This window comes from Paraburkholderia lycopersici, assembly GCF_900096975.1.
In the GTDB taxonomy this organism is placed as follows: domain Bacteria; phylum Pseudomonadota; class Gammaproteobacteria; order Burkholderiales; family Burkholderiaceae; genus Paraburkholderia; species Paraburkholderia lycopersici.
Genome location: NZ_FMYQ01000010.1, coordinates 110,547 through 132,084 on the forward strand (window position 1 = coordinate 110,547; position 21,538 = coordinate 132,084).

Consider the following 21,538-nt stretch of genomic DNA (forward strand, 5'->3'; position numbering starts at 1 on the left):
TCCTCGGGCGGACATCTTTGTCGGGCCTCGAAGGAGTGACTTGAGTCTAAAACGCCATATTTTTATTTGTCAACTGCGATCAAAAATTGGGGGCTTCGCGAGAGTGCGCTGGGTGGAGGTTGAAGTCGATACCGGTTCTCCGATTGGTGAAGCGTGGGGAATCCGCAGCGTTGTCAGACTGACCGAGATTAAATGATGCTGTTACGGATGGCGCTGCCTACTTTCTTCATCATCCATTCGCTGGCAGCGGTTGCGGACGTCTGCAGTCGGCGTCGATGAATGGGCACTTGCGGCCCATTCCGGCCGGTGGCGTCTTTACAGGCTCGATGACCCATATCGGCGCGAAACGGCCACCTGGACCCCTGGATCACCAGAACAGGCACGAACGACGAAACGTGAGCGGATAAAGTCGCACGTGTCCTGCTACAACGCCTGCTGCGTTGCGCCCGTCTCCAGTCCGTTTCGGTTGCGCAGAAAGCGCTGCGGCGTCTCGCCCATCGCGCGCCGGAACATCGTGATAAAGGCACTAGAATTGCGATAGCCGAGTTCATTAGCGATGGTCGAGACCGACATCCCCTTCGCAAGGCGCGAGATTGATTCCACCAGCCGCAGCCGTTGGCGCCATTGGCCGAAGGTGAGGCCAGTCTCGTCTTTGAAAGCGCGCTCCAAGGTGCTTTCGCTCGCGCCTACGCGCATGCCCCACTCGTTCAGTGATGTGTTGTCGGCGGGCGAGTCCATCAGCTGGCCGCAGATCTGTTGCAGGCGCCGGTCCTTCGGCAGCGGCAGCAGCCCTTCCGAGGCGAGTTGCGCGTCGCGCATTTCCTGCAGCAGCAGCGGGTCGATCAACGCCGAGCGGCGCTCGGGATGGCCGTTCTGCTGATCGACCACGAGCGCACCCACCAGCGCGTGGAGCAGCGTCGAAATCATCAGCACGTGACAACTCGGCTCGCCGCGCGGTGCGACGTCGACTTCGAAATAGACCGTGTACATCGCCACCGGGCTGACCGCCTGCAACTCGTGCGCGACGAGCGGCGCGATCCACAATCCGCGGTACGGGCCGAGCGTCCAGGCGCCATCGGGCGTGATGACGCGCAGCACCCCGCGCGTCGTGTAGACGAACTGCGGTTGCGTATGCGAATGCCAGCTTTCGCTGTCGCCAGCCTCGAAATCGTACCGTTTCGCGATGACCGGACGTTTGAGATATCGCCTCTGCGTACCGGTCATGCGCTGCCAGATATCGGTCATTTGTGAGTTTCGGGAAGAAACACGGCAAAACCGTCAAATATCGCCGGCTTTGCGTAGCAAATTGACAGGACGTCGGCAAAGCTTCGACCGTATTCTATCGTTCGTCTGTCGATTTACCAATACAAATCGTAATGATTCGTATTTGCTTTTTGACGATTTTAAATTTTTAACGGGGTGCGTGGGATGAATCGGGGACGGGGCGGGAAATCGTCGAACAACATGGCTAACGAGGTCGCCAGGACGCGGCGGATGAAGCTGCGCAGCATCACGGCGCTCGTGGCGCTGGCGATCGCGAAGCTCGCGAGCGCGCAGACGGCGGCAGTGCCTGCGGCGGCGTCGGACGCGGCGGCGCAGCCGGGCCAGCAATTGCCGGCCGTCATCGTGAAAGGCACGCGGGACGCGCAAACGGCCACGGGACCGGTGGTGGGCTACGTAGCCACACACAGCGAGGCCGGGACCAAGTCCGACACGCCGATCATCAAGGTGCCGCAAGCGATCTCGGTCGTGACGCGCGACCAGATGGACGTGCAAGGAGCGCAAAGCGTGGCGCAGGCCCTGCGCTACACATCGGGCATCAACCCGGAGCAACGCGGCACCAATACCGATTCGCTCGAATACCTCTACGCTCGGGGCTTTCTCGTCGACGAGTTCTGGAACGGACTGCGCACGCCCGGCCCGAACGGCGGCTTCGGCTTCAACGTCACGAGCTTCGATCCATACATGTTCGAGCGCATCGAACTGCTGCACGGCCCCGCTTCCGTGCTGTACGGCCAGGGCTCTCCGGGCGGCACCATCAACCTCGTGAGCAAGATGCCCACCGCCACGCCGTACCATGAAATCGGCATGCAAACGGGCAGCTATGGCCGCATCCAGGGTTTCTTCGACATGAGCGGCCCGATCGACAAGGACGGCAAGGTCCTTTACCGCCTGACCGCCGACGGCTTCAACACCGGCACGCAGACCGACTACGTGAACCAGCAGCGTTTCTCGATCGCGCCGACGATCCAGTTTCGCCCGACGAAAGACACGACCTTTACGATCTTCGCGAACTACCAGTCGGACCCGGAAGCGGGCATCTACAACTCGGTGCCCTACACCTGGTCGAGCCGCGGCGACTATCCGGGCGAGCCTACGTGGGACAGCTTCCGCAAAACCCAGGCATCGATCGGCTATCAGCTGGAGCACCGCTTTAACGACACCTGGTCGTTCAAGCAGAGCTATCGTTTCATGCGCAACACGCAGACGATCCAGTACGTGGGCAACGACGGCTTCAAGGCGGGCACCGATACGCTCGCGCGTACCGCGTATCTGAACTTCGGAAGCGTGAACTCGCACACCGTCGATAACCAGGTCAACGCGAAGTTCAATACGGGGTTGGTGAAGCACAACGTCACGGTCGGGCTCGATTACCAGAACATACAGTTCGACCACTACTTTTACGGCAATCTGACTTCCACGCCGGGTCTTGATGAGAGCAACCCGATCTATGGGCAGTCGATTCCCTATCCGAACTTCATGTTCGCGACGTCGAATGCCACCTCGATCAAGCAACTCGGCGTGTATGCGCAGGACCAGCTCGACATCGGCAAATGGTCGTTCCTGTTCGGCGTACGCGAGGACTGGGCCAACGAAGATCAGACCTCGTACAAGACGGGCGCCACCACGACGCAGTTCAACCGTGCGTTCACGTGGCGCGCGGGCGGCGTGTATCAGTTCGACAGCGGAATTGCGCCGTACTTCAGCTATTCGCGCTCGTTCCAGCCGCAGGTCGGCACGACGTATGGCGGCGACGCGTTCGCGCCGCTCACGGCCGAGCAGTACGAAATGGGCGTGAAGTTCCAGCCGAAGGGCTACAACAGCTTCGTCACGGTGTCGGCATTCCACGTCACCGAGAACAACGTCCAGACCACCGACCCGCTGCATGGCGGCTTCAGCGTGCTCACCGGCCAGGTGCGCTCACAGGGGTTCGAGGTGGAAGGCCACGCGAGCCTCACCAACAACCTGCAACTGATCGCGAGCTACACCTACACCAACCTGCTCAACACGAAGAGCAACTCAGCGACACTGGATAAGGCGCCGGTCGGCATACCGCGTAACACGGCTTCGCTGTGGGCCGACTATACGGTCCCGGCGGGACCGCTCGCGGGGCTGCTATTCGGCGGCGGCGTGCGATACATCGGGGGCTCGTACGGCGACACGGCGAACGCGTTCATGACTTCGTCGGCGACGCTCGTGGATCTTTCGCTGCGTTATGACCCTGGCCGTCGCTTTTCCAACCTGCAAGGCTGGACGACGTGGCTGAACGTGTCGAACCTGCTCGACCGCAAGTACTTCGCCTCGTGCACGGGCGCGAACTACTGCTACTGGGGACAAGGCCGTCTGCTTACCGCGGGCGCGAAGTATCAGTGGTAGCGATGAAGCGCCGGACTCTGATCGCCGCCTTACTGGCCGGCGCCCTCCTCTCCTCCGTCAGCCCCGGAGCGCAGGCGCGGGAAGACGTGCCGCGCCGTGTGATCGTGCTCGACTGGTGTCTCGCTGAGCTGGTGCTGACGCTCGGCGTCGTGCCCGTCGGCATGGCGAACACACCGGGGTTCCGGCGCAATTTCACGGCTTGCCCCGTGCCGGATTCGGTGGTCGATCTGGGCCTGATGTTCCAGCCCAACATGGAGTTGATCCTCGCGCTCAAACCCGACCTCATTCTCATCACGCCGGCGCATGCGCCGATGCGCGACGCGCTCGAACGTGTCGCGCCTACTGCGACGCTCGGCCAGTTCCGGGCGAGTCCCACGCCGTACACAGGCGCCTGCGAGGAGACGATGCGCCTCGCGCGCCTCTTCGGTCGCGAAGCGCAAGGCAAAGCCGCCGTGGCGCAAGCGCGGCGCGCGATTTCACAGGCGCGCGCGCGGCTCGCCGCACTGCCCGCCTATGCGGATGCAGGCAGCGGCGCGTCCGTCTATATGACGCGCTTTATCGACGAATCCCATCTCCGTGTATTCGGCACGCACAGCCTGTTCGGCGAGTTGCTCGCGCAACTTGGCTTGCGCAACGCATGGCGTGGAAAAGATGGCGGGGCAGGCTCGGCGATGATCGGCTTCGATGCGCTCGATGCTGACTATCGCGCAACGCTCGTATACGTGATGCCGCTGCCCGCCCTCACATCGACGATGATGCACACAAGCCGCGTCTGGCAAGCGATGCCGTTCGCTCGCAAAGGCCGGATGACTGGCATGGCGGCGGTCCCCCCCGAAGGCGGCATTCTGACCGCGGCCTCCTTCGCGCATGCACTCGTCGACGCGCTTGCCGCGTGCCCTGATCCGAACGCTGCGGAGGCCACATGAGTGCGTCCATGCTCACCTCCGTCGTGTCGCTGCGCCGCACGCCGCTACTGCCGGTCTGCGCGCTGTTCGCGCTCGCGACGCTGCTGTTCGCGTTACGCGTCGACGCCCGGCTCGCACCGGCGTTCTGGTGGCAAGCGCTTGTCGCGCCGACGAACACCGACGTCGCACAACTGCTCGTCCACTACAGCGATTTACCGCGCGTCGCCGTCACGCTGTTGTGCGGCGCGGCGCTCGGACTGGCGGGCGTCGCGACCCAGCAGGTACTGCGCAATCCGCTCGCCGAACCAATGACGCTCGGCATCTTCTCGGGCGCATGGCTCGCGCTCGCACTCGCCACTGTTTACGCGCCATTCCTGCTGGCCGGAAGCCGCGATGCCGTCGCGCTCGCGGGCGGCGCGGCGGCGCTCGCCGCCGTGTTCGCGCTGGCGGCGCGGCGCGGCATGTCGCCGCTCGCCTTGATCCTCGCAGGCATGATCGTCAACCTGTGCGGCGGTGCGTTCTGTCTCGCGCTGGCGATTTCCCATTACGACCTGCTAAGCGGCCTGCTGATCTGGGGCGGCGGCTCGTTTGCGCAGTACAACTGGAGCGTGGCGCTCGCGCTCGCGACGCGCCTCGTGCCCTGCGCGTTACTGTTGCGGCTGTTGCTGCGGCCCATGGCGGTATTCGATCTCGGCGATACGATCGCGTCGGGGCTTGGCGTCTCGCTGCGCGCCACTCGCGCGATCACGCTGGGACTCGCGCTGATAATCGCTGCCTGTGTCGTGAGCGCGGTGGGGGTAATCGGCTTCGTCGGGCTGTCGGCGCCCGCCGTCGCGCGGCTCGCGGGCGCGCGACGCCTGCGCGGGCGCGTCATCTGGTCGCCGCTGACGGGCGCGGCACTGTTGTGGCTTGCCGATCAACTCGCGCAACTGTGCACGGCGCATTTCAGCCTGACGATTCCGACCGGCGCGATCACAACGCTGATCGGTGCGCCGCTTCTGATCGTCATGTTGCGGCGTCTGCGCGGCCGTCCCGATCTCGCGCGAACGCCCGCGCTGCACAGCGCGCCGCTCTCGCCGCGCGGCCTGCGCGTCGCGGCACTCGCGAGCGTGCTGGCACCGGCGACGGTGACGGCAATCTCGCTGAGCCTGGGTCGCGGCCTCGCGGGCTGGCATCTGAGCGACGCGCACGAGGCGGGCGCGCTGCTGTTCCTGCGCATGCCGCACGTCGTGGCGGCAGCGGGCGTGGGCGTGCTGCTCGCGCTCTCGGGCGGCATCGTGCAGCGCATGACGGGCAATCCAATGGCGAGCCCCGATCTGCTCGGCATCTCGGCGGGCGGTGCGCTTGGCCTGACGGGCGCGCTCTTTCTCACCGCGCATCCGGGTCTCCCGACCTTTCTCGTCTGGTGCGCGGCCGGCTCAATGCTCACGCTGTGCGCGCTCGTGCTGATCGCGCGCGCCTCGTCGTTCTCGCCGGATACGCTGATCCTCGCTGGCATGGCACTGAGCGCAGCGTTCCAGGCCATCTCCGTGATCGCGATATCGAGTGGCGACCCGCGAGTCGTCGTTCTCTACAACCTGCTGGCGGGCTCGACCTACAACGTGGGTCCGTTGATGGCTGCGCTGGTGGCCGCCTGCGCCCTGCTCGCGCTCGCGGCCGTGCCGCTGTGCCGCCGCTGGCTCGACATACTGCCGCTCGGCGATGCGGTCTCGGTGGGGCTCGGCGTGCGCATTGCCGGGGCACGCTTCGGCCTGCTGATGCTGAGCGCGATGCTGAGCGCCGTGGCGACGCTCGTGATCGGGCCGCTCTCGTTCATCGGCCTGATGGCGCCGCATATGGCGCGCATGCTCGGCATCCGCCGCGCCATGCCGTTGCTGTTCGTCGCCGCAGCGTTCGGCGCGACGCTGATGATCGGCTCGGACTGGCTCGGCCGCTGGGTGCTGTTCCCGCAGGAAATGCCCGCTGGCGTGATGGCCACGCTGATCGGCGGACTCTATCTGATCCTCACAACGTTCCGGCGACCGGCGCAAGACTGGCCCGGTTCCTGACGCACCCTCTCAAGGAGTGTCATGACTCTGCTTTTGAAGCTTGCGCGAGACGCACGCTGGACCCTGTTCGTTGCGCTCGTCACCAGCATCGTCAGCGGCTTCGGCAATGCCGCGCTCGTCGCACTCATCAACCAGGCGCTGTCGGCATCTACGGCACAGCTCGCCCGGCTTGGGTGGCAGTTCGCCATGCTCGGCGTGGCCGTCCTCGCAACCCGTACGCTCTCGCAGACGCTCTTCATGAGCCTCGGCCAGCGCGCGAAGGCGAACCTGCGCATGCAGACCATCCGCCGTCTCGGCGACGCCTCGTTTCGCCATCTCGAACTGCAGGGCGCGGCGCGTTCGCTCGCCGTGCTCACGCAGGATCTCGACGCCATCGTGATGCTGTTCGTGCGCATGCCCGCGCTGGCGATGCAAAGCGCCATCATCGTCGGCTGTCTTGCCTATCTGAGCGTGCTGTCGTGGCAAATCCTGCTGGTGGCCATCGTGACGATCGGCATCGGCGCGGCGGGCTTTCGTGTCGCCAACGGACGCGCGCTCTTCCATCTGCGCGCGTCGCGCCAGCGCGAGGACGATCTGGTACGCTATTTTCGCGCGCTGTTCGACGGGGCCAAGGAACTCAAGTTGCATCGCCAGCGCCGCACCGACTTCATCGACAACACACTTTCCGCCAACATCGAAGCCGTGCGCGTGCAACGAACTCGCGGCTACGTGCTTTATTCGGCGGCGGCGAGCTGGGGCAGCTTCATCCTGTTCGCCTTCATCGGTATCACGCTGTTCGTGGTCGCGCGGCGCTATCCCGTGAATGCGCACGTGATGTCGGGCTACGCGATGCTGTTTCTCTACATGATCGTGCCGATCGAGTCGCTGCTTTCTGCGATCCCGAATATCAGCACCGCCCGCGTGGCGCTGGAGCGTATCGAGGCATTGAACGCCGAACTGCCGCTCGAAAATGGACTCGATGCGCCGGTGAAGGGCTCATTCGAGAGCATCGTGCTCGACGGCATCACGCATCGTTATTTCCGCGAGAAAGAGAACGACGTGTTCACGCTCGGGCCGGTCAATCTCACTTTCGAACCCGGCGAACTGGTCTATCTGATTGGCGGCAACGGCAGCGGCAAAACCACGCTCGCGAAAATGATCGTGGGACTATACGCGCCCGAAAGCGGACGCATCGTGCTCGACGGCAAGCTCCTGAACGACGCCGATCGCGACAGTTATCGACAGCTGTTTTCGGTGGTATTCAGCGACTTCTTCCTGTTCGACACCCTGCTTGGCATGCGCTTCGCAGGCCTCGATCAGATGGCGCAAGACCTGCTCACACACCTGCAGCTCGATCACAAGGTCCGCATCAGGGACGGTACGTTCTCCACGCTCGAACTCTCGCAAGGGCAGAGAAAGCGTCTTGCGCTGCTGGTTGCGTATCTGGAAGACCGGCCGTTCTATCTGTTTGATGAATGGGCTGCCGATCAGGACCCGCTCTTCAAGGAAGTTTTCTACCGCAAGCTGTTGCCCGAACTGAAGGCAAAGGGCAAGACGGTGGTGGTCATCTCGCACGACGACCGCTATTTTCATCTCGCCGACCGCTATATCAAGTTCGAATATGGGCAGCTTGTGGAAACCGGCACGGGCGCGTCGCTGGGTGCGCGATATATGGGCGAAAGCGCTGCGAGTGAATCAACGCCCGTGCGTCTTCCTGGTTGAATCGTCTCGCCGTTCTTTTTTCTAATGCGTTTACCGAAACGATTTTCGAAGAACCACCCATGAAGCTTTCCGACGACGCGACGTTTCCCGAAACGCCTCCACACATCAACGGCCACGATCCTGCTCGCCCGCGGAACCATACCGCGCAGGCGCTTTTCACGCTCGACAGTGTTTCGTTCGAGGCAAATGGCCGCGTGCTGCTCAAGCCCTTGTCGTTGACGCTCAGGAAGCAACGCCTATATGGACTTATCGGGCACAACGGTTCAGGCAAGTCGACGCTCCTGAAGCTGCTCGCACGCCAGCAGCAACCCTCCGCAGGCAAGCTCACGTTCTGCGACCGCCCCCTCGCGCGGTGGGAAAGCCGCGCGTTCGCGCGCAAGGTCGGTTATCTGCCACAGCAACTGCCTGCCGCCGATGGCTTGACGGTACGCGAACTTGTCGCGCTCGGGCGCTATCCGTGGCACGGCGCGCTAGGGCGCTTTTCGCGCACCGACACGCATAAGGTGCTTGAAGCGATGGAGCAGACTGACGTGGCCTGCTTCGCCGACCGCGTCGTAGACAGCCTTTCTGGCGGCGAGCGCCAGCGCGTGTGGCTCGCGATGCTCGTCGCGCAGGACAGCGATTGCCTGCTGCTCGACGAGCCCATTTCGGCGCTCGACATTGCACATCAGATCGAGGTGCTCGCGCTCGTGCGACGCCTCAGCGAGGAACGCGGCATCGGCGTGGTTGTGGTGCTGCACGACATCAACATGGCGGCTCGCTTCTGCGACGAGCTTATCGCGCTGAAGACCGGACACCTACTCGCGCACGGGCCGTCTCCCGATTTGATGCGAGCGGATACCCTTAGTGCGATTTATGGCATACCGATGGGCACTGTTGCGCATCCGGACGGCGGCATGCCGATCAGCTTCGCGCATTGAGCGCCGCACTGCAGCCTTGACGACCAGATGAATCCAGTGACTGCTTGCTGCGCGAAATGGACATTTCGATGACACCGCTGCGATTTTCTCGAGCAGGCGATATTGGCTGACGTTCGACTGACGCGGTCGGCTCGGTTCGACCCGAAGCGGTCCATCGACCCGGCATCACATTGAGATGGCTTTCAAGGTACAACAGCCGTTCGTCGACTCGCGATGGTCAGTTCGTAGCACGGCGATCACCCGGCAACTGCAACTCTCGACGCTGCTTCAAGGCGCTAAACCCCGGGCTTCGTGAAGAATCCATTTCGCAAATGCCTGCAACGGCTTTTCGCACAACTCAATCGGCTCAGGAAGCACGAGGCGGAAGTTTTTGCTAATCGCTTTGCCGTCCGGCCAAGGCGCGACCAGACGGCCTTGTTCAAGCTCCGCCCCGATGTAAAGACGCGGCACCAACGCAACGCCCAGGCCGGCTAGCGCCGCCTCTATCAGCATCGAATGGAGGTCATAACGTGCGCCAACCGCCGAATTGGTCAGCACGATGCCAGCCTCTTGCGCGTAAAGCTGCCAGGCGTCCGGATTTTGCCGCCTGTGAAGGCGTGGCAGTTCATCTAGCGATATGTTCGAGCCGGCGTCAGCGAGGAGCGCCGGACTACACACGGGCACAAGCACCTCCTCCAACAGGTGATGTGGATGCATACCCGCCCATGCTGGGTGCTCAAAATGGATTGCTGCGTCGAAACCGCTACCGGCAAGAATGAAGGGCTCCATACGCTCGGCAATATGCACCGTAATGTTCGGATGCAAATTTTGAAAGCGTTTCAGTCGAGGGATGAGCCAACGGGTGGCGAAGGTTGGAATGGCGGCGATATCAATGCTCGCACCCTCGATGGGCTGCCCCATCAGATATAGGCTGTCCCGTTCCAGACGATCCAGAATCTCGCGAACCTGCACTGCATATCGCATTCCATTCGACGCAAGCCGTACGCGATTTCCAACGCGCTCGAACAGCGCGACCCCCAAAAACGCTTCCAGGCGACCGATCTGACGACTGATGGCGCCCTCAGTCAGCGCCAGTTCCTCGGCCGCGCGGGCGAAACTGCCGTGTCGAGCCGCAGCCTCAAAGGCCAGGAGCGCGGAATTGGTTGGAATCTTGCGTCGCATTGGAGTTTCGTCGGTTGGAATGCGTTCGTCGTCAGCTTGAGAAAATTTCACTGAAGGCTGACTTTATATCGCTATTTAAGCTGGAAACAGCAGATTAGCATTACGTTACCGCAACGAACATGGATCGTTTGCAGCAATATACTCAGCCGTCGCGAAGGATAATCCGATGATCTACACCGTGGAATGCAGCTTCGCCGATCCCAACAGCGAAGCCGATTGGAACGATTTTTACAGCCTTGAAAAGCTGCCCGCCCTCATCTCGGTTACTGGCTTTTACACGTCGCAGCGCTTCAAGTCGTTAAGCGATGGTTGCCCGGTCTACCTTGCCGTCCACACGATCGATGGTCTCGATGTCCTGACGGGACAGGAATATCGCCAGAAAGGCGGCGGCAATTTTGCAAGGTGGCAGCAACACATCACCGACTGGCACCGGAATCTCTACAGCGATATCGGCCTTGCGCCAGCGGTAAACGCGGACGAACTCCTCGCGCTTTGCGCGAGCAGCCCCGAACCGCTGCTCCAGATGGGCCTCGCGCCGTTGGCCATGCGAGCCGTTGCGCTGGAGAAGTCTCCGGAACGCCGTTGGCTCGCAAAGCTGCCTCGGCGCAATGCCCAGCTTGTCGAGAGCATGACCGAAGGCGTCCATCTCTACTCGCCGATGACGCAACAACTGACGACCTCCCGCTCCGTTTCAGCCGACCAGGAAGAATAGGTCCGCGATGCCCAATGTCACGATCTACATTCCGACGGGACAGATGCCATCTGACGAGAGGCTTGCCGAGCTTGCCGGCGACTGCGTCAAACTCTGTACGAGTGTCCTTGAAGCGGCACGCGAAAACGTTCATGTCATTTATGTCGACGTTCGGCATGGGCACGGACATCCCGTCTTCGCGGAAGTGCGATATCGCCTTGAGGCGTTTCGCACGCCCCGCGTAATGAACCAGTTCACGGAAGCATTGGACCGCGCCATCGTGCACCGCACGGGTCTCACGGCGCGCATCCGTTGTTTTGGTTATGCCGCGACGCATATTCACGCTCGCAATTGAGCAGTCTTCTGGAGAATCATTGTGTCCACCATTTCGTTCCCAAGTCAGCGTGCCGGGGATTTCACGATCACTGCAATCAGCGACGGCTACCTCACAGCCAGCCTGGACTTCCTCTCGAATATCGACTCGTCCGAGGCCGCCAGAATGCAAAGTCGTGGAGGACAAAAGGAGCCTGCCACCGTGCATATCAACTGCTACGTGGTACGCGGAGCGGGCCGGACAATTCTCATCGACGGTGGGGCGGGAGGCGTCAAGCAGTGGGGCGGTCGCCTGAGAACCAATTTATCGCTTGCTGGCGTCGAACCATCCGAGATCGACACAATCCTGCTCACACACGCCCACCCCGACCACGTCGGAGGGCTAGTGGACCCAACAGGACAAATTGCCTTTCCGAATGCCGAGCTTGTTGCTCATCGGCGAGAGGTCAGATTTTGGCAGGACGATGGCAATCTAGGGCGTGCCAGCGAGCGGGCACGCGGAAACTTCCTGATAGCACGCCAGGTGTTTGACGGCTATAGCGACAAACTCCGTACATTCGATGAGGGGGAAGTGCTTCCCGGTATCAAAGCGATGCCGCTACCGGGGCACACGGATGGACACACCGGATATATTTTCGAATCCCGTGAACAGAGCCTTCTTGTCTGGGGAGATATTGTCCATTTTCCTCATATCCAGATTGAACGGCCGGACGTATCGATTGCATTCGATCAAGACCAATCCCTGGCCGCCTCCACACGCTCAAGGCTTCTGGACATGGTCAGTTCGGACGGGCTATTGATTGCCGGCATGCATTTGGGGGAACCCGGTTTCGCGCGAATAAAGCAAACGAGGGGCAAATATGGTCTGCTTTACGAGGCTGAAGCGTAGTTCAAGCTTCAGGGCCACGCCCGCGCCGGTTTTACGACTTGCGGTCGATAGCCTCGCGTAGTCGATCTGAAAACGGCACTCGGCTGACCGAGCAGCGGCGAATAACCCAAACCTCATGCACTTATGGAGAACGACGATGCAGACGCACATATTAACGGGCGGTTGTTTCTGCGGGCATGTGCGCTATATGGTCGATGGTCGACCGTTCAATTCCACCGTCTGTCACTGTAGCGACTGCCGAAGAGCGGCTGCCGCACCGCTTGTCGCGTGCTTCTCAGTGAAGAGCGAAAATTTTCATCTCACCCGTGGCACGCCCAGGACCTTCGCGTCAAGCGCTTGGGGAACACGAAGTTTCTGCTCGGAGTGCGGTACGCAACTCACGTTCGTTCACGCTGAATTGCCGGGAGAAGTTGATGTGACGACTTGCAGCTTGGACATGCCTGAATCTATTCCCCCAACAGACCATGTACACACCGCGAGTCGGTTGCCGTGGATGCATTTGGCCGACGCTTTGCCGAAGCACTCGGGGCGACGTCCGCCGGTGTGACTTGTTCGGCCCCTGATTTACGACCTTTACTGAGTCCAAAGCCACCGCTCGAAGGGCAAACCGCCGAGATGGGCGAGTGACGCCTCGTGGCCGGCAAGTGCCCGACGAGCGGCGCCTCAATCGCATGGGCGCCGCTTCTCATGCAGAAAGCATAAAGCGACCCGTTGCGGACCGTCAGGTCTCCAGAAAGCAGCCATTGAGCTTGACCTGTGAATGCCCAGTGCGAACGGACTGACGTGCCCGCTCGCACTGATGGAGTGTTAATATCGCCTGTGTATTGAGCCGAAAAAGAATGAATATTGCGAACGGGGACGGGAATCATGGACGATGCCGACGATAAGGGCAAGTCGCTGACGGTGCCGCACACAACAGGGAAAGGGTTCTTTGTGTTTGTCCTGTTGTTTCTCGGATTCATAGTGATTTCGGCCTTGCATAAAGGCCACCTTCCTGGGACCACGGGGACCACTGTCACTATCGCACTGTGCAGTGTGATCGGCTTACTCGGTCTTTTATCGAAAGAAGTCTGTGTGTTCACAAGTGACCCACGATCAATGCGCGTCGAACGATGGATCGTCGACAGGCGGGTGCACACAAAGCCGATCGACATCGATGCGGTACGTTGGATTCGATCTCGCTGGACCGGCCAAGGCATAACATTGGAGCTTGGTGCCCAAAACTCTTGGAACACAATCGAGGTGCAGACGACTTACTTATCCCGACAGGAATACGGACTCGGCCGTGGCGAGCAGGAATCGAGGGTTAACGGAATTCGTGCTTCAGTCGCTCAGTTGCTCGATATTTCAGATGCCGGTTGGGAAACGCACGCTAGCTGACAGTGCGGATTGTTGATGATCGTGGTGCTTATGACCTTCCCCCGCTGAAGTGACCTTCGAGGAACGGCAGTGCCCGGCCACCCAATACCTCCTGAAAAAGCGCGGGCTCCACGTAAATCATGCGGTAGCGAAAGCCCTCGTCCGTCCCCGCCTGGCCGTCGTGCGCTTCGTCGGGGTGAAGCACGATGGTGTTACCCGGCAGGCTGTCGCGCCGGCTGCGTCGATAGCTGAAGCTCTGCACCCCTGCGAGCGTGCGCCCGATCGCGTACGTATCGTGGCGATGCATGGCATATGCTTTGCCATGAAACCAGGCCTCGATGCGCTCGATGCCCTCTGTCGGCTCGGCGCGCACCACCCAGTCTGGGCGCATGGATGCAGCTTTTTGTATCATGGCGCGTCGCAAAAGAGAGTGAATGGACGTCGCGTCGGCGCGAAGCTCACACGTCGACTATACAGATAGCTTCGGGAGAGCGCCGTGCACGGCCCACTTCAGTGCCAAAGTGATCGTGTTCTACTTTGCGTCGGTGGCGCAAATGACCGCTTCCTCGGACTCAAACGACGTTCGTATAGTGGCCGCCAGAGTCAGCAATGGGTCCGGATGCGACCTCCCCGCGAGGACGAGCGTCGATCTGGCCTCATCGGCCGGAGTGCGGCCATGACGCGTCATTGAAAGACAAAATTTGAGCGACCGCTAACGGGTCACATTCGACCGTACCATCACCTCGACTGTACCGACCCAGTACACTCCCAGGGAAGCCAAAAGCCCGACCATCAAACTCGCCCCCCTATGGACTACTTCGCCGCAACACGAGCTTTCGTTCGCGCAGCCGAATTACAGAGTTTCAGCAAGACCGCCAACGAACTGTCCGTCAAAACCTCGACTGTATCGCGCTACATAAGCGAGCTGGAAAAAGACCTCGGCATCGCGCTATTCAACCGATCGACACGCGGGCTAGTCCTTACAGAAGGCGGCCGCCTCTTTCGCGAACACGCAATGTTTGCGTTGCAAGCCCTCGACGACGCACGGGAAGTCACATCATCACTGAATCGCACGCCGCAAGGCGTGCTGCGCGTGACGATACCACCTGCATTCGGACGGCTGCATATCGTTCCGCATCTGCCGGCCTTCATGTCGCGCTATCCCGACATCGACCTCGACATCGTCTCGACGGACGAAACGCTCAACATGATCGACGCAGGCATTGACGTGGCTATCCGTACCGGCGTGATGCCAGATTCATCATTGATGGCGAGACGCCTCGCGCCGCATCGTCGTGTCGTCTGCGGCAGCCCCGCCTATCTTGAGCGCCGCGGTATACCGCGCACGCCTGACGAACTTTCCGCGCACGACGCACTTCGCCTGTCGCTTATACCGGATGACAAATGGTCCTTCGCACGAAGCCCCGCGAATTTGCAGTCGTCACGGGATGCACCGGAATTGACGGTGGTCGAACTGAAGGGACGCCTGCGTACTGGCGACCAGGAAGCCGTGCTCGCGCTCGCCGTGGCCGGTTGCGGCGTGGCGCTCCTGCCGACCTGGCTCGCTGCCGCAGACCTGCGCGCCAGACGCTTGCAGCAGGTGCTGCCGGAGTGGGAGGCGCGTACCGGACGAGCCGACCCCGCGGTCTGGGCGGTCTATCCCCCCAAGAAGGTCGTTTCGTCGAAAGTGCGCGTGTTCGTGGACTTCTACGCCGAAGCGTTCGGCGAGCCGCCGTACTGGGACGACGGACTCGCGCCGGCACGTGCGCCTTAACGCACGAAGCGGATGTCCAGCGTGCGCAGATACGTCTGCAAGCCCGCGTCCTGGATCGGGATCACATACGCGTTGTCGTTCGTTTCATTGAAATGCGCGTGCCAGTATCCTGGGGGCGTAACGAATGCCATACCTGCTTCCCAATCGACGCGAGTCGGATTCGCGATATTGCCCTCTGCGTCGAGTTCGGTGCCGACCAGCGTATAGACGCCCGGCCCGCCGCCGGCGATAAAGTCGAGCGCAATCGACTGGTGTCGATGCGGCTTCTGGACCGAATGCGGCGGCACGATGCCGAACATTGCCCACAGCACGTGCGTGACTGTGCGCGTCTGCGGAAAGTTGGCGTTGCCCATCAGCACGCTGATGCGGTTGCGTCGGCCCGCGTTGCTCTGTTCCGCGACTTCGCGCAATGCTGCCTGCGCGTCGGCGGCCGGATAGCGTGTGGGCGCAAAGCGCGCCTGTACCTGGGTTGTGCCAAGATAGGTCAGCAGCGGCGCATCATTCACGTAATATAGCGTAGCGGTCGTATCCGCGGAGAACATGGCGGCGAGGCCACCCGGAAGCGTAAAGAAGTCGCCTTGCGCAAACGGAAAGCGCGTTGCGCCCTGCTTCACGCTGCCCGTTCCGCCGATCACGTAGCAGACCTGCGAGGTCGCGTTCGGATCGAGCGTCAACGCTTCGCCCGCCTCGATACGCAGGAAGCTCGCGCTCAAGCCCGGACCGGTCGCGGGACCGGGACACTCCAGTTCGGCGGACAGATCGAGCGGCACGACGCGGGTTGCGCCGTCGGCATAGAGCGACGGTGGGAAGCTGCGGAACGGCACGCGCGAGATGAGTTTCGCGCCGATCGGATTGGCGGACGACGTGTATTCAAAGTACTGCGCGTCCCCAGTCGCCACGTCGGGTTCGGCGAGAAGTACGGGAGATGTTCTGGTCAGCATGTTTGCTCCTTCCGGGTGTTAAGAAGCTTCGTGCGGGTTCGTTCTGTTGGAGAGCGGCGCGTCCGAAGGCTGACCTGACTGTAGGGGGGAGGGCCTTGGCGCCAGAAGTACCGAACGTCGAAATCACTTTTGCGCAAAAAGGCGCATCACGCGTCCGGTCGCGGCCAAGCGGATTGCCTCTACCGGCTTGCATGCCCCTTCATCATCCGCAGCATGTCTATGAAGCGGCGATCGACGACACCGCGTTGAAGAGCCGAAGTCGAAACGACAGCGGACGTTTGGTTGCGTATGTTGATCGACCGCTGGGATCGACTTCCGCCTGCCAGGTCGCGCATCCAACTGCCTCGCAGACACGGAGCGTCGTGAGGCAAAGTCCGGCCATGAACAGACATTCGACTGCGGCGTCTGGATCACTGACAATCCCCAAAATCGAGACGTAGACGTGGCCTCAATCCACGCAGTTGGATACATCATACGAAATGACTCGCACTGGCAATGTGGAGGTGTGCAAAGACACCCGGAGGCCATGAGGGAAATGCAACGGACGACATTCAAGCTGTTGAGCTGCCAAAGAAGCGGCATCGAAGCCGTGGAAGCCGACACCACGCTCGTCTTTGGCCGCCACACCCATGAGCAGTTTGGCGTGGGGCTGATCGAGCGCGGCGCACAGAAATCGGCGAGCGGCCGTGGTCTCGTCGAAGCCAGTGCGGGTGACGTAATCACTGTCAACCCTGGTGAAGTGCATGACGGGGCACCGATCGGCGACGGCGGGCGCTCATGGCGAATGCTGTATCTCGACCCGGCGATCGTTGCCGAGCTGGCCGCGGACATTACGGAAGGCCGCAAAGGCGCGACTTGCGAGTTCAGCCAACCGAAAGTCAGCGACCGGCGAATCGCAGCGCTATTCGGCCAGCTCTTTCGTGCAATGACTGGCAGCATTGCAGACCCGCACGGAGTCCGGGCAGACGAGACCTTGCTGCTCGTACTGGCTGGCTTGCTCCAGCCTGCATCCGCCACGCACCGGTGCACTCCAGCCGGAATCGCTTCGGCCCGCGCCCTGATCGATGACGATCCCCCAGGGACGCTGACGCTCACGGCACTCGCGGACGAAGCCGGGCTGAGCCGCTATCAATTCCTGCGCGCTTTCGCGAAAGCGACCGGCCTCACGCCTCACGCCTACATCCTGCAGCGCCGTATTCATCACGCACGCCAGTTGATCCGTCATGGTGCGCGGCTCGCCGAAGCTGCCGCGCAGAGCGGTTTCTCCGATCAGAGCCATATGACGCGGCTGTTCGTCCGTAGTTTTGGTATGACGCCGGGTACGTATGCCACGGGAGTCGGCTGACCGCCTGCGCCTGCAATTTTGTTCAAGACCGTCGGACCGCCGACGCCGAGAATCGAGGCTTAACCTCTTTCCCCGGCGTGAGGCACGATCTTGCTATTTTTCTTTTTACCCTGTTCTCGTCGCGGCATCCCAACGCGCGTCGCACGCGTGCTCCGGTTTTGCGCATCCATGACGGAGAGGCCATGAGCATCGGATTTCTGGTCACGTCGCTGATCGTCGTAGCTTCGCCCGGAACCGGCGCACTCCTCACAGTGGGCGCTGGTTTGTCGCGTGGAGGGCGTGCAGCAATCGTCGCAGCATTGGGCTGCACGTTCGGCATCCTGCCGCACATGGTGGCGGCGATCACCGGTCTGGCTGCGCTCCTGCATGCGAGCGCTGTCGCGTTCTCAGCGATCAAATATGTGGGCGTCGCCTACCTGCTCTTCATTGCATGGAAAACACTTGAGGAAAAAGGACCGTTGAAGATCACGTTCGACAGCCCCGCCCGCACCGACCGGGATGTGATCTTGCACGCGATCCTCGTGAATATTCTCAACCCTAAACTCTCGATCTTCTTCTTCGCGTTCCTGCCGCAATTCATCGATCGCGGCGAAAACCAGCCTGCGCTTCGCATGCTGGAACTATCACTCGTCTTCATGGCGATGACGTTCGTCGTGTTCGTGGCATACGGCGTCTTCGCGGCGAGGGTCCGTGACCGCATTCTTTCACGCCCCGATGTTCTCAAGTGGATGCGCCGGAGCTTTGCCGCGGCGTTCGTCGGGGTCGGGGTCAAGCTAGCCTTGGTGCAGCGGTAGGCCTCCTGTCCGGGCACGGTGAGGGCTGGACCCCTCCAGTTTGCGCCAGAATTCCCCGCACTGACGTGTGGTAGCGATAGAGGTGGCCGAGCAAATTCGGACAGCCGGATAAGTGGATCTGCCGGGGCCTGAGCCAGCGACAATACTGGCAAAGGAAGCGGGGAAACGACGAAGAGAACCCGACGCACGCACTCAGCGGCGTTCAAAGCGGAGGTGGCGCTGGCAGCGGTCAAGGGCGAGCGCACGCTGGCCGAACTGGCGCAGCAGTTCGATGTGCATCCGAACCAGATCACGGAATGAAAACGGCAGTTGCAGGAGCGCGCGGCGGACGTGTTTGGTGCAGCGGGCGTGCCGTCGAGCGAGCCGCCGGTGGATGTGAAAACGCTGCACGCGAAAATCGGCCCGTTGACGCTGAAGAACGATTTTTGTCAGGAGCGCTCGGCAAGGCCGGATTGCCGGGCGCGAAGCGATGATCGACCGTACGCATGCGCTGCCGGTTTCGCAACAGACGCGGCTGGTCGGCATTGCGAGATCGAGCGCGTATTACCGGCCACAGCCGGTGAGCGAAGCCGATCAGTTGCTGATGCGCCGCATCGATGAACTGCATATGGAGTTCCCGTTTGCCCGGTCGCGGATGCTGGCGCGCCTGCTGCGTCGGGAGGGCCATGAAGTCGGGCGCCGTCGTGTGCACGCTCATGAAGCGCATGGGCGTGGAGGCGCTGTACTGCAAGCCGAGCACGAGTCGGCGCAACGCACAGCACAAAATCTGGCCGTACCTGCTGCGCGGCCTGAAGATCGAGCGCGCCAATCAGGTCTTCACCCTCGACACGACGTACATTCCGATGGCGCGCGAATTCGTCTATCTGACTGCGGTGGTCGACTGGGCGAGCCGCAAGGTTCTCGCGCACCGGGTCGCCGTCACGCTGGAAACCTCGCACGCCGTTGAGGCGCTGGAAGAAGCGCTTGCCCGTTACGGACTGCCGGACATCGTGAACGCCGATCAGGGCAGCCAGTTCACGGCGGGCGCGTTCACCGAGGCCGTGCTGGGCCGGGGCGTGCAACTGTTGATGGACGGCAAGGGGGCCTGGCGCGATAACGTGTTCGTCGAGCGGGTGTGGCGCAGCATCAAGTATGAGGAGATCTACCTGAAAGCGTACGAGTCGGTCAGCCATGCCCGGCGCTCCATCGGCAGCATGATTGCCTCGGACGTTCCACTTAAAAATCTCAGAATACTGTTCGAATGACTGAGGCCACCTCTGAATTCGCAGTCGACTGGGGCCAACTGCGTCAGATGGTAGTCGGCCAAAACCCGACCTTCAAAAAACGCGAGTCAGATTGTCAACAAAGCAAAAGCGCTGCTACTCCTGACCATTCAAAATGAAACAGCAAGAACCGGGAAGTCGAAACGAAACGCTCCACCGATACTGACGTCCTGTTACCACCGTGCAGGAGTCGATATGTCTGATTCGCATGTGCTGAGCGAGCCCGCAATACTTTACTTTGGAACGCCCGTGGTGTTGATCGGCACCAGAAATGAAGATAGAACCGACAACATCGCGCCGATCTCGTCCGCGTTCTGGCTTGGATGGCGGTGCGTGATAGGAATTGCAGCCTCGTCGAAAACAACCGAGAACCTGATTAGAACGGGTGAGTGCGTGCTCAACCTCCCATCGAGAGACGAAGCCGCGGCGGTGGATCGCATTGCCTGTACGACTGGCAGGAATCCAGTTCCTTCAGCGAAACGGGTGCGCGGCTATGTGTTCGAACCCAACAAATTCGAGCGGGCCGGACTCACACCGATCGCAGCCCTCACCGTCGATGCGCCCAGGGTCCGCGAGTGTCCGGTCCAAATGGAATCAGTACTAGCCGCACAACATGGAATCGGCGACGACACGCCCGAACTTCGGGGCACGATACGCATCTTCGAATTGCGGGTCGTGCGCATACATGTACGGTCGGACATTTTGATGGTCGATGACCGTAACCGTATCGATCCCGACAAGTGGAATCCCCTGATAATGAGCTTCCAGAAATTTTATGGTCTGTCGGCGGGACAAGTTCATGAGTCAAGACTCGCAGGCATTCCGGAGACTGCTTATCGCAGCCCTGACGTCGACCGGGCCCGGGCGCCGCAAGGGACCTGATGCCACGCATGGCCGTCCGCTTTGGAGAAATACGTAGGACCGTTGTGGTAGATTTATGCCCTTTGCATGAGAGGCCGCGTCCGCGGCAATCGTTGCACTCAGTCGTCGGGCGGTACGCGGCCAGGAAGCGCCCTTCAACTGAACCGCGGGCCTGTCATCCCGGCGCCAGCTCCGCATTGGAAAAGGGCCAGTCAATTCGCTGGTCTGGTGCAAATTTCGGGGCGCGGTGCGCTGCTCCATCTGACCGATCTCGTAGCGGTAGGTGCCGTGCAGTCGCAGGCTTGTTCTTACCCCCACCCCTGTCTAATCTTTGCGCAATGCCATGCCAGACAAGGCGGGCGCAGCAAAGTCGGCCCGCATCGCTTCGTCTGCAGAACGGACCGCCCGGTGAAACAGTTACAAGATAAGTATTGACGCCACTCCATCCGGCCGGTACTGTTCGCTCCGAAGTTCAAGAAGTTCGATTGCTGTTCATCAATTGCTCGCTCCCCCGCGGTATTCGTTGCCCTCTCCCTCCTTGAAGCTTCACGCGCTCACTAATAGAGCATATTTCTGCATTTTTTCATCAAGGATTCTTCATGGATACCGGCACCGTTAAGTGGTTCAACGACAGCAAGGGCTTCGGCTTCATCACCCCGGACAAGGGCGGTGACGACCTGTTCGCTCATTTCTCCGAAATCAGGAGCGAAGGCTTCAAGACGCTGGCTGAAAATCAGAAAGTGAGCTTCGAAACGAAGCAAGGCCCGAAGGGGCTGCAAGCGGCTAACATCAAGCCGCTGTAAAGTTGAAGGACCCGGCCTCCTGCGACGGACGCCGGGTTGCAGCGACACCCTCGCGGAGCTTTATCTCCCTCAGTTGGCGCGATCACTCCTGATT

Annotated in this window: 18 protein-coding genes and 3 pseudogenes; 17 read left to right on the top strand and 4 right to left on the bottom strand. The window is 61.2% G+C overall.

Features of this window, described 5'->3' with window-relative positions:
* Window positions 1-423: 423 nt before the first annotated feature.
* Window positions 424-1,245: an AraC family transcriptional regulator gene (locus tag BLU17_RS13290; RefSeq protein ID WP_091997188.1), complete on the bottom strand. Its 822-nt coding sequence runs from the start codon at window positions 1,243-1,245 to the stop codon at window positions 424-426.
* 249 nt (window positions 1,246-1,494) lie between these two features.
* On the opposite strand from BLU17_RS13290, the gene BLU17_RS13295 reads away from it, so the two are divergent.
* Genes BLU17_RS13295 through BLU17_RS13315 form a run of 5 tightly spaced genes read left to right on the top strand, consistent with a single transcriptional unit; the run spans window position 1,495 to window position 9,231 of the window.
* Window positions 1,495-3,657 carry a TonB-dependent siderophore receptor gene (locus BLU17_RS13295; protein ID WP_176929072.1) on the top strand — a complete coding sequence of 721 codons (2,163 nt, stop codon included), beginning with the start codon at window positions 1,495-1,497 and terminating at the stop codon, window positions 3,655-3,657.
* Window positions 3,658-3,659: 2 nt separating this feature from the next.
* On the top strand, window positions 3,660-4,583 hold the full coding sequence (locus tag BLU17_RS13300) for an ABC transporter substrate-binding protein (protein WP_091997190.1): 924 nt from the start codon (window positions 3,660-3,662) through the stop codon (window positions 4,581-4,583).
* Complete coding sequence (gene fhuB, locus BLU17_RS13305) at window positions 4,580-6,610, top strand: Fe(3+)-hydroxamate ABC transporter permease FhuB (RefSeq protein ID WP_245746839.1); 2,031 nt, start codon at window positions 4,580-4,582, stop codon at window positions 6,608-6,610. The genes BLU17_RS13300 and fhuB overlap by 4 nt, the downstream gene beginning before the upstream one ends.
* 21 nt (window positions 6,611-6,631) lie before the next feature.
* Window positions 6,632-8,311: a cyclic peptide export ABC transporter gene (locus tag BLU17_RS13310; protein WP_091997192.1), complete on the top strand. Its 1,680-nt coding sequence runs from the start codon at window positions 6,632-6,634 to the stop codon at window positions 8,309-8,311.
* A 59-nt stretch (window positions 8,312-8,370) separates the two neighbouring features.
* Window positions 8,371-9,231, top strand: coding sequence for an ATP-binding cassette domain-containing protein (locus BLU17_RS13315; RefSeq protein ID WP_091997193.1), 861 nt, complete (start codon window positions 8,371-8,373; stop codon window positions 9,229-9,231).
* A 267-nt stretch (window positions 9,232-9,498) separates the two neighbouring features.
* On the opposite strand, the gene BLU17_RS13320 is transcribed toward BLU17_RS13315, so the two are convergent.
* On the bottom strand, window positions 9,499-10,392 hold the full coding sequence (locus tag BLU17_RS13320) for a LysR substrate-binding domain-containing protein (RefSeq protein WP_091997194.1): 894 nt from the start codon (window positions 10,390-10,392) through the stop codon (window positions 9,499-9,501).
* A gap of 166 nt (window positions 10,393-10,558) precedes the next feature.
* Here BLU17_RS13320 and BLU17_RS13325 point away from each other — a divergent pair, with 166 nt between their 5' ends.
* The 5 genes from BLU17_RS13325 to BLU17_RS13345 all read left to right on the top strand — a co-directional run bounded on the left by BLU17_RS13325 (window position 10,559) and on the right by BLU17_RS13345 (window position 13,685).
* Window positions 10,559-11,104: a sugar ABC transporter gene (locus tag BLU17_RS13325; protein ID WP_091997195.1), complete on the top strand. Its 546-nt coding sequence runs from the start codon at window positions 10,559-10,561 to the stop codon at window positions 11,102-11,104.
* A 7-nt stretch (window positions 11,105-11,111) separates the two neighbouring features.
* Window positions 11,112-11,438 (top strand): tautomerase family protein, encoded by a 327-nt coding sequence (locus BLU17_RS13330; RefSeq protein WP_091997196.1) that lies wholly within the window; start codon window positions 11,112-11,114, stop codon window positions 11,436-11,438.
* Window positions 11,439-11,459: 21 nt separating this feature from the next.
* On the top strand, window positions 11,460-12,305 hold the full coding sequence (locus tag BLU17_RS13335; protein ID WP_091997197.1) for an MBL fold metallo-hydrolase: 846 nt from the start codon (window positions 11,460-11,462) through the stop codon (window positions 12,303-12,305).
* Window positions 12,306-12,441: 136 nt separating this feature from the next.
* On the top strand, window positions 12,442-12,852 hold the full coding sequence (locus tag BLU17_RS13340; RefSeq protein WP_218137006.1) for a GFA family protein: 411 nt from the start codon (window positions 12,442-12,444) through the stop codon (window positions 12,850-12,852).
* Between the two features lie 320 nt (window positions 12,853-13,172).
* Window positions 13,173-13,685, top strand: a complete 513-nt coding sequence (locus BLU17_RS13345) for a hypothetical protein (RefSeq protein WP_091997198.1) — start codon at window positions 13,173-13,175, stop codon at window positions 13,683-13,685.
* Window positions 13,686-13,737: 52 nt separating this feature from the next.
* Here the strand turns inward: BLU17_RS13345 and BLU17_RS13350 are convergent.
* Window positions 13,738-14,076: pseudogene (locus BLU17_RS13350) on the bottom strand (AraC family ligand binding domain-containing protein); the annotation flags it as partial.
* Between the two features lie 396 nt (window positions 14,077-14,472).
* On the opposite strand from BLU17_RS13350, the pseudogene BLU17_RS34400 reads away from it, so the two are divergent.
* Window positions 14,473-14,649: pseudogene (locus BLU17_RS34400) on the top strand (LysR family transcriptional regulator); the annotation flags it as partial.
* Window positions 14,650-14,679: 30 nt separating this feature from the next.
* Window positions 14,680-15,438, top strand: a complete 759-nt coding sequence (locus BLU17_RS13355; protein WP_342713824.1) for a substrate binding domain-containing protein — start codon at window positions 14,680-14,682, stop codon at window positions 15,436-15,438.
* Here BLU17_RS13355 and BLU17_RS13360 read toward each other — a convergent pair.
* Complete coding sequence (locus tag BLU17_RS13360; protein ID WP_091997200.1) at window positions 15,435-16,379, bottom strand: cupin domain-containing protein; 945 nt, start codon at window positions 16,377-16,379, stop codon at window positions 15,435-15,437. The two genes, BLU17_RS13355 and BLU17_RS13360, sit on opposite strands and share 4 nt — an antisense overlap.
* A 526-nt stretch (window positions 16,380-16,905) precedes the next feature.
* On the opposite strand from BLU17_RS13360, the gene BLU17_RS13365 reads away from it, so the two are divergent.
* The 5 genes and pseudogenes from BLU17_RS13365 (at window position 16,906) to BLU17_RS13385 (ending at window position 21,444) form a co-directional block, all read left to right on the top strand.
* Window positions 16,906-17,724 carry an AraC family transcriptional regulator gene (locus tag BLU17_RS13365; protein ID WP_218137007.1) on the top strand — a complete coding sequence of 273 codons (819 nt, stop codon included), beginning with the start codon at window positions 16,906-16,908 and terminating at the stop codon, window positions 17,722-17,724.
* Between the two features lie 182 nt (window positions 17,725-17,906).
* Complete coding sequence (locus BLU17_RS13370) at window positions 17,907-18,518, top strand: LysE family translocator (protein WP_091997201.1); 612 nt, start codon at window positions 17,907-17,909, stop codon at window positions 18,516-18,518.
* Window positions 18,519-18,731: 213 nt separating this feature from the next.
* Window positions 18,732-19,720, top strand: a pseudogene (locus BLU17_RS33775) (IS3 family transposase); the annotation flags it as partial.
* Window positions 19,721-19,975: 255 nt separating this feature from the next.
* Entirely contained in the window at window positions 19,976-20,662 is a 687-nt protein-coding gene (locus tag BLU17_RS13380; RefSeq protein ID WP_091997203.1) for a flavin reductase family protein, read from the top strand.
* A 578-nt stretch (window positions 20,663-21,240) separates the two neighbouring features.
* Window positions 21,241-21,444: a cold-shock protein gene (locus BLU17_RS13385; protein ID WP_091997204.1), complete on the top strand. Its 204-nt coding sequence runs from the start codon at window positions 21,241-21,243 to the stop codon at window positions 21,442-21,444.
* The last annotated feature ends 94 nt before the right edge of the window (window positions 21,445-21,538 follow it).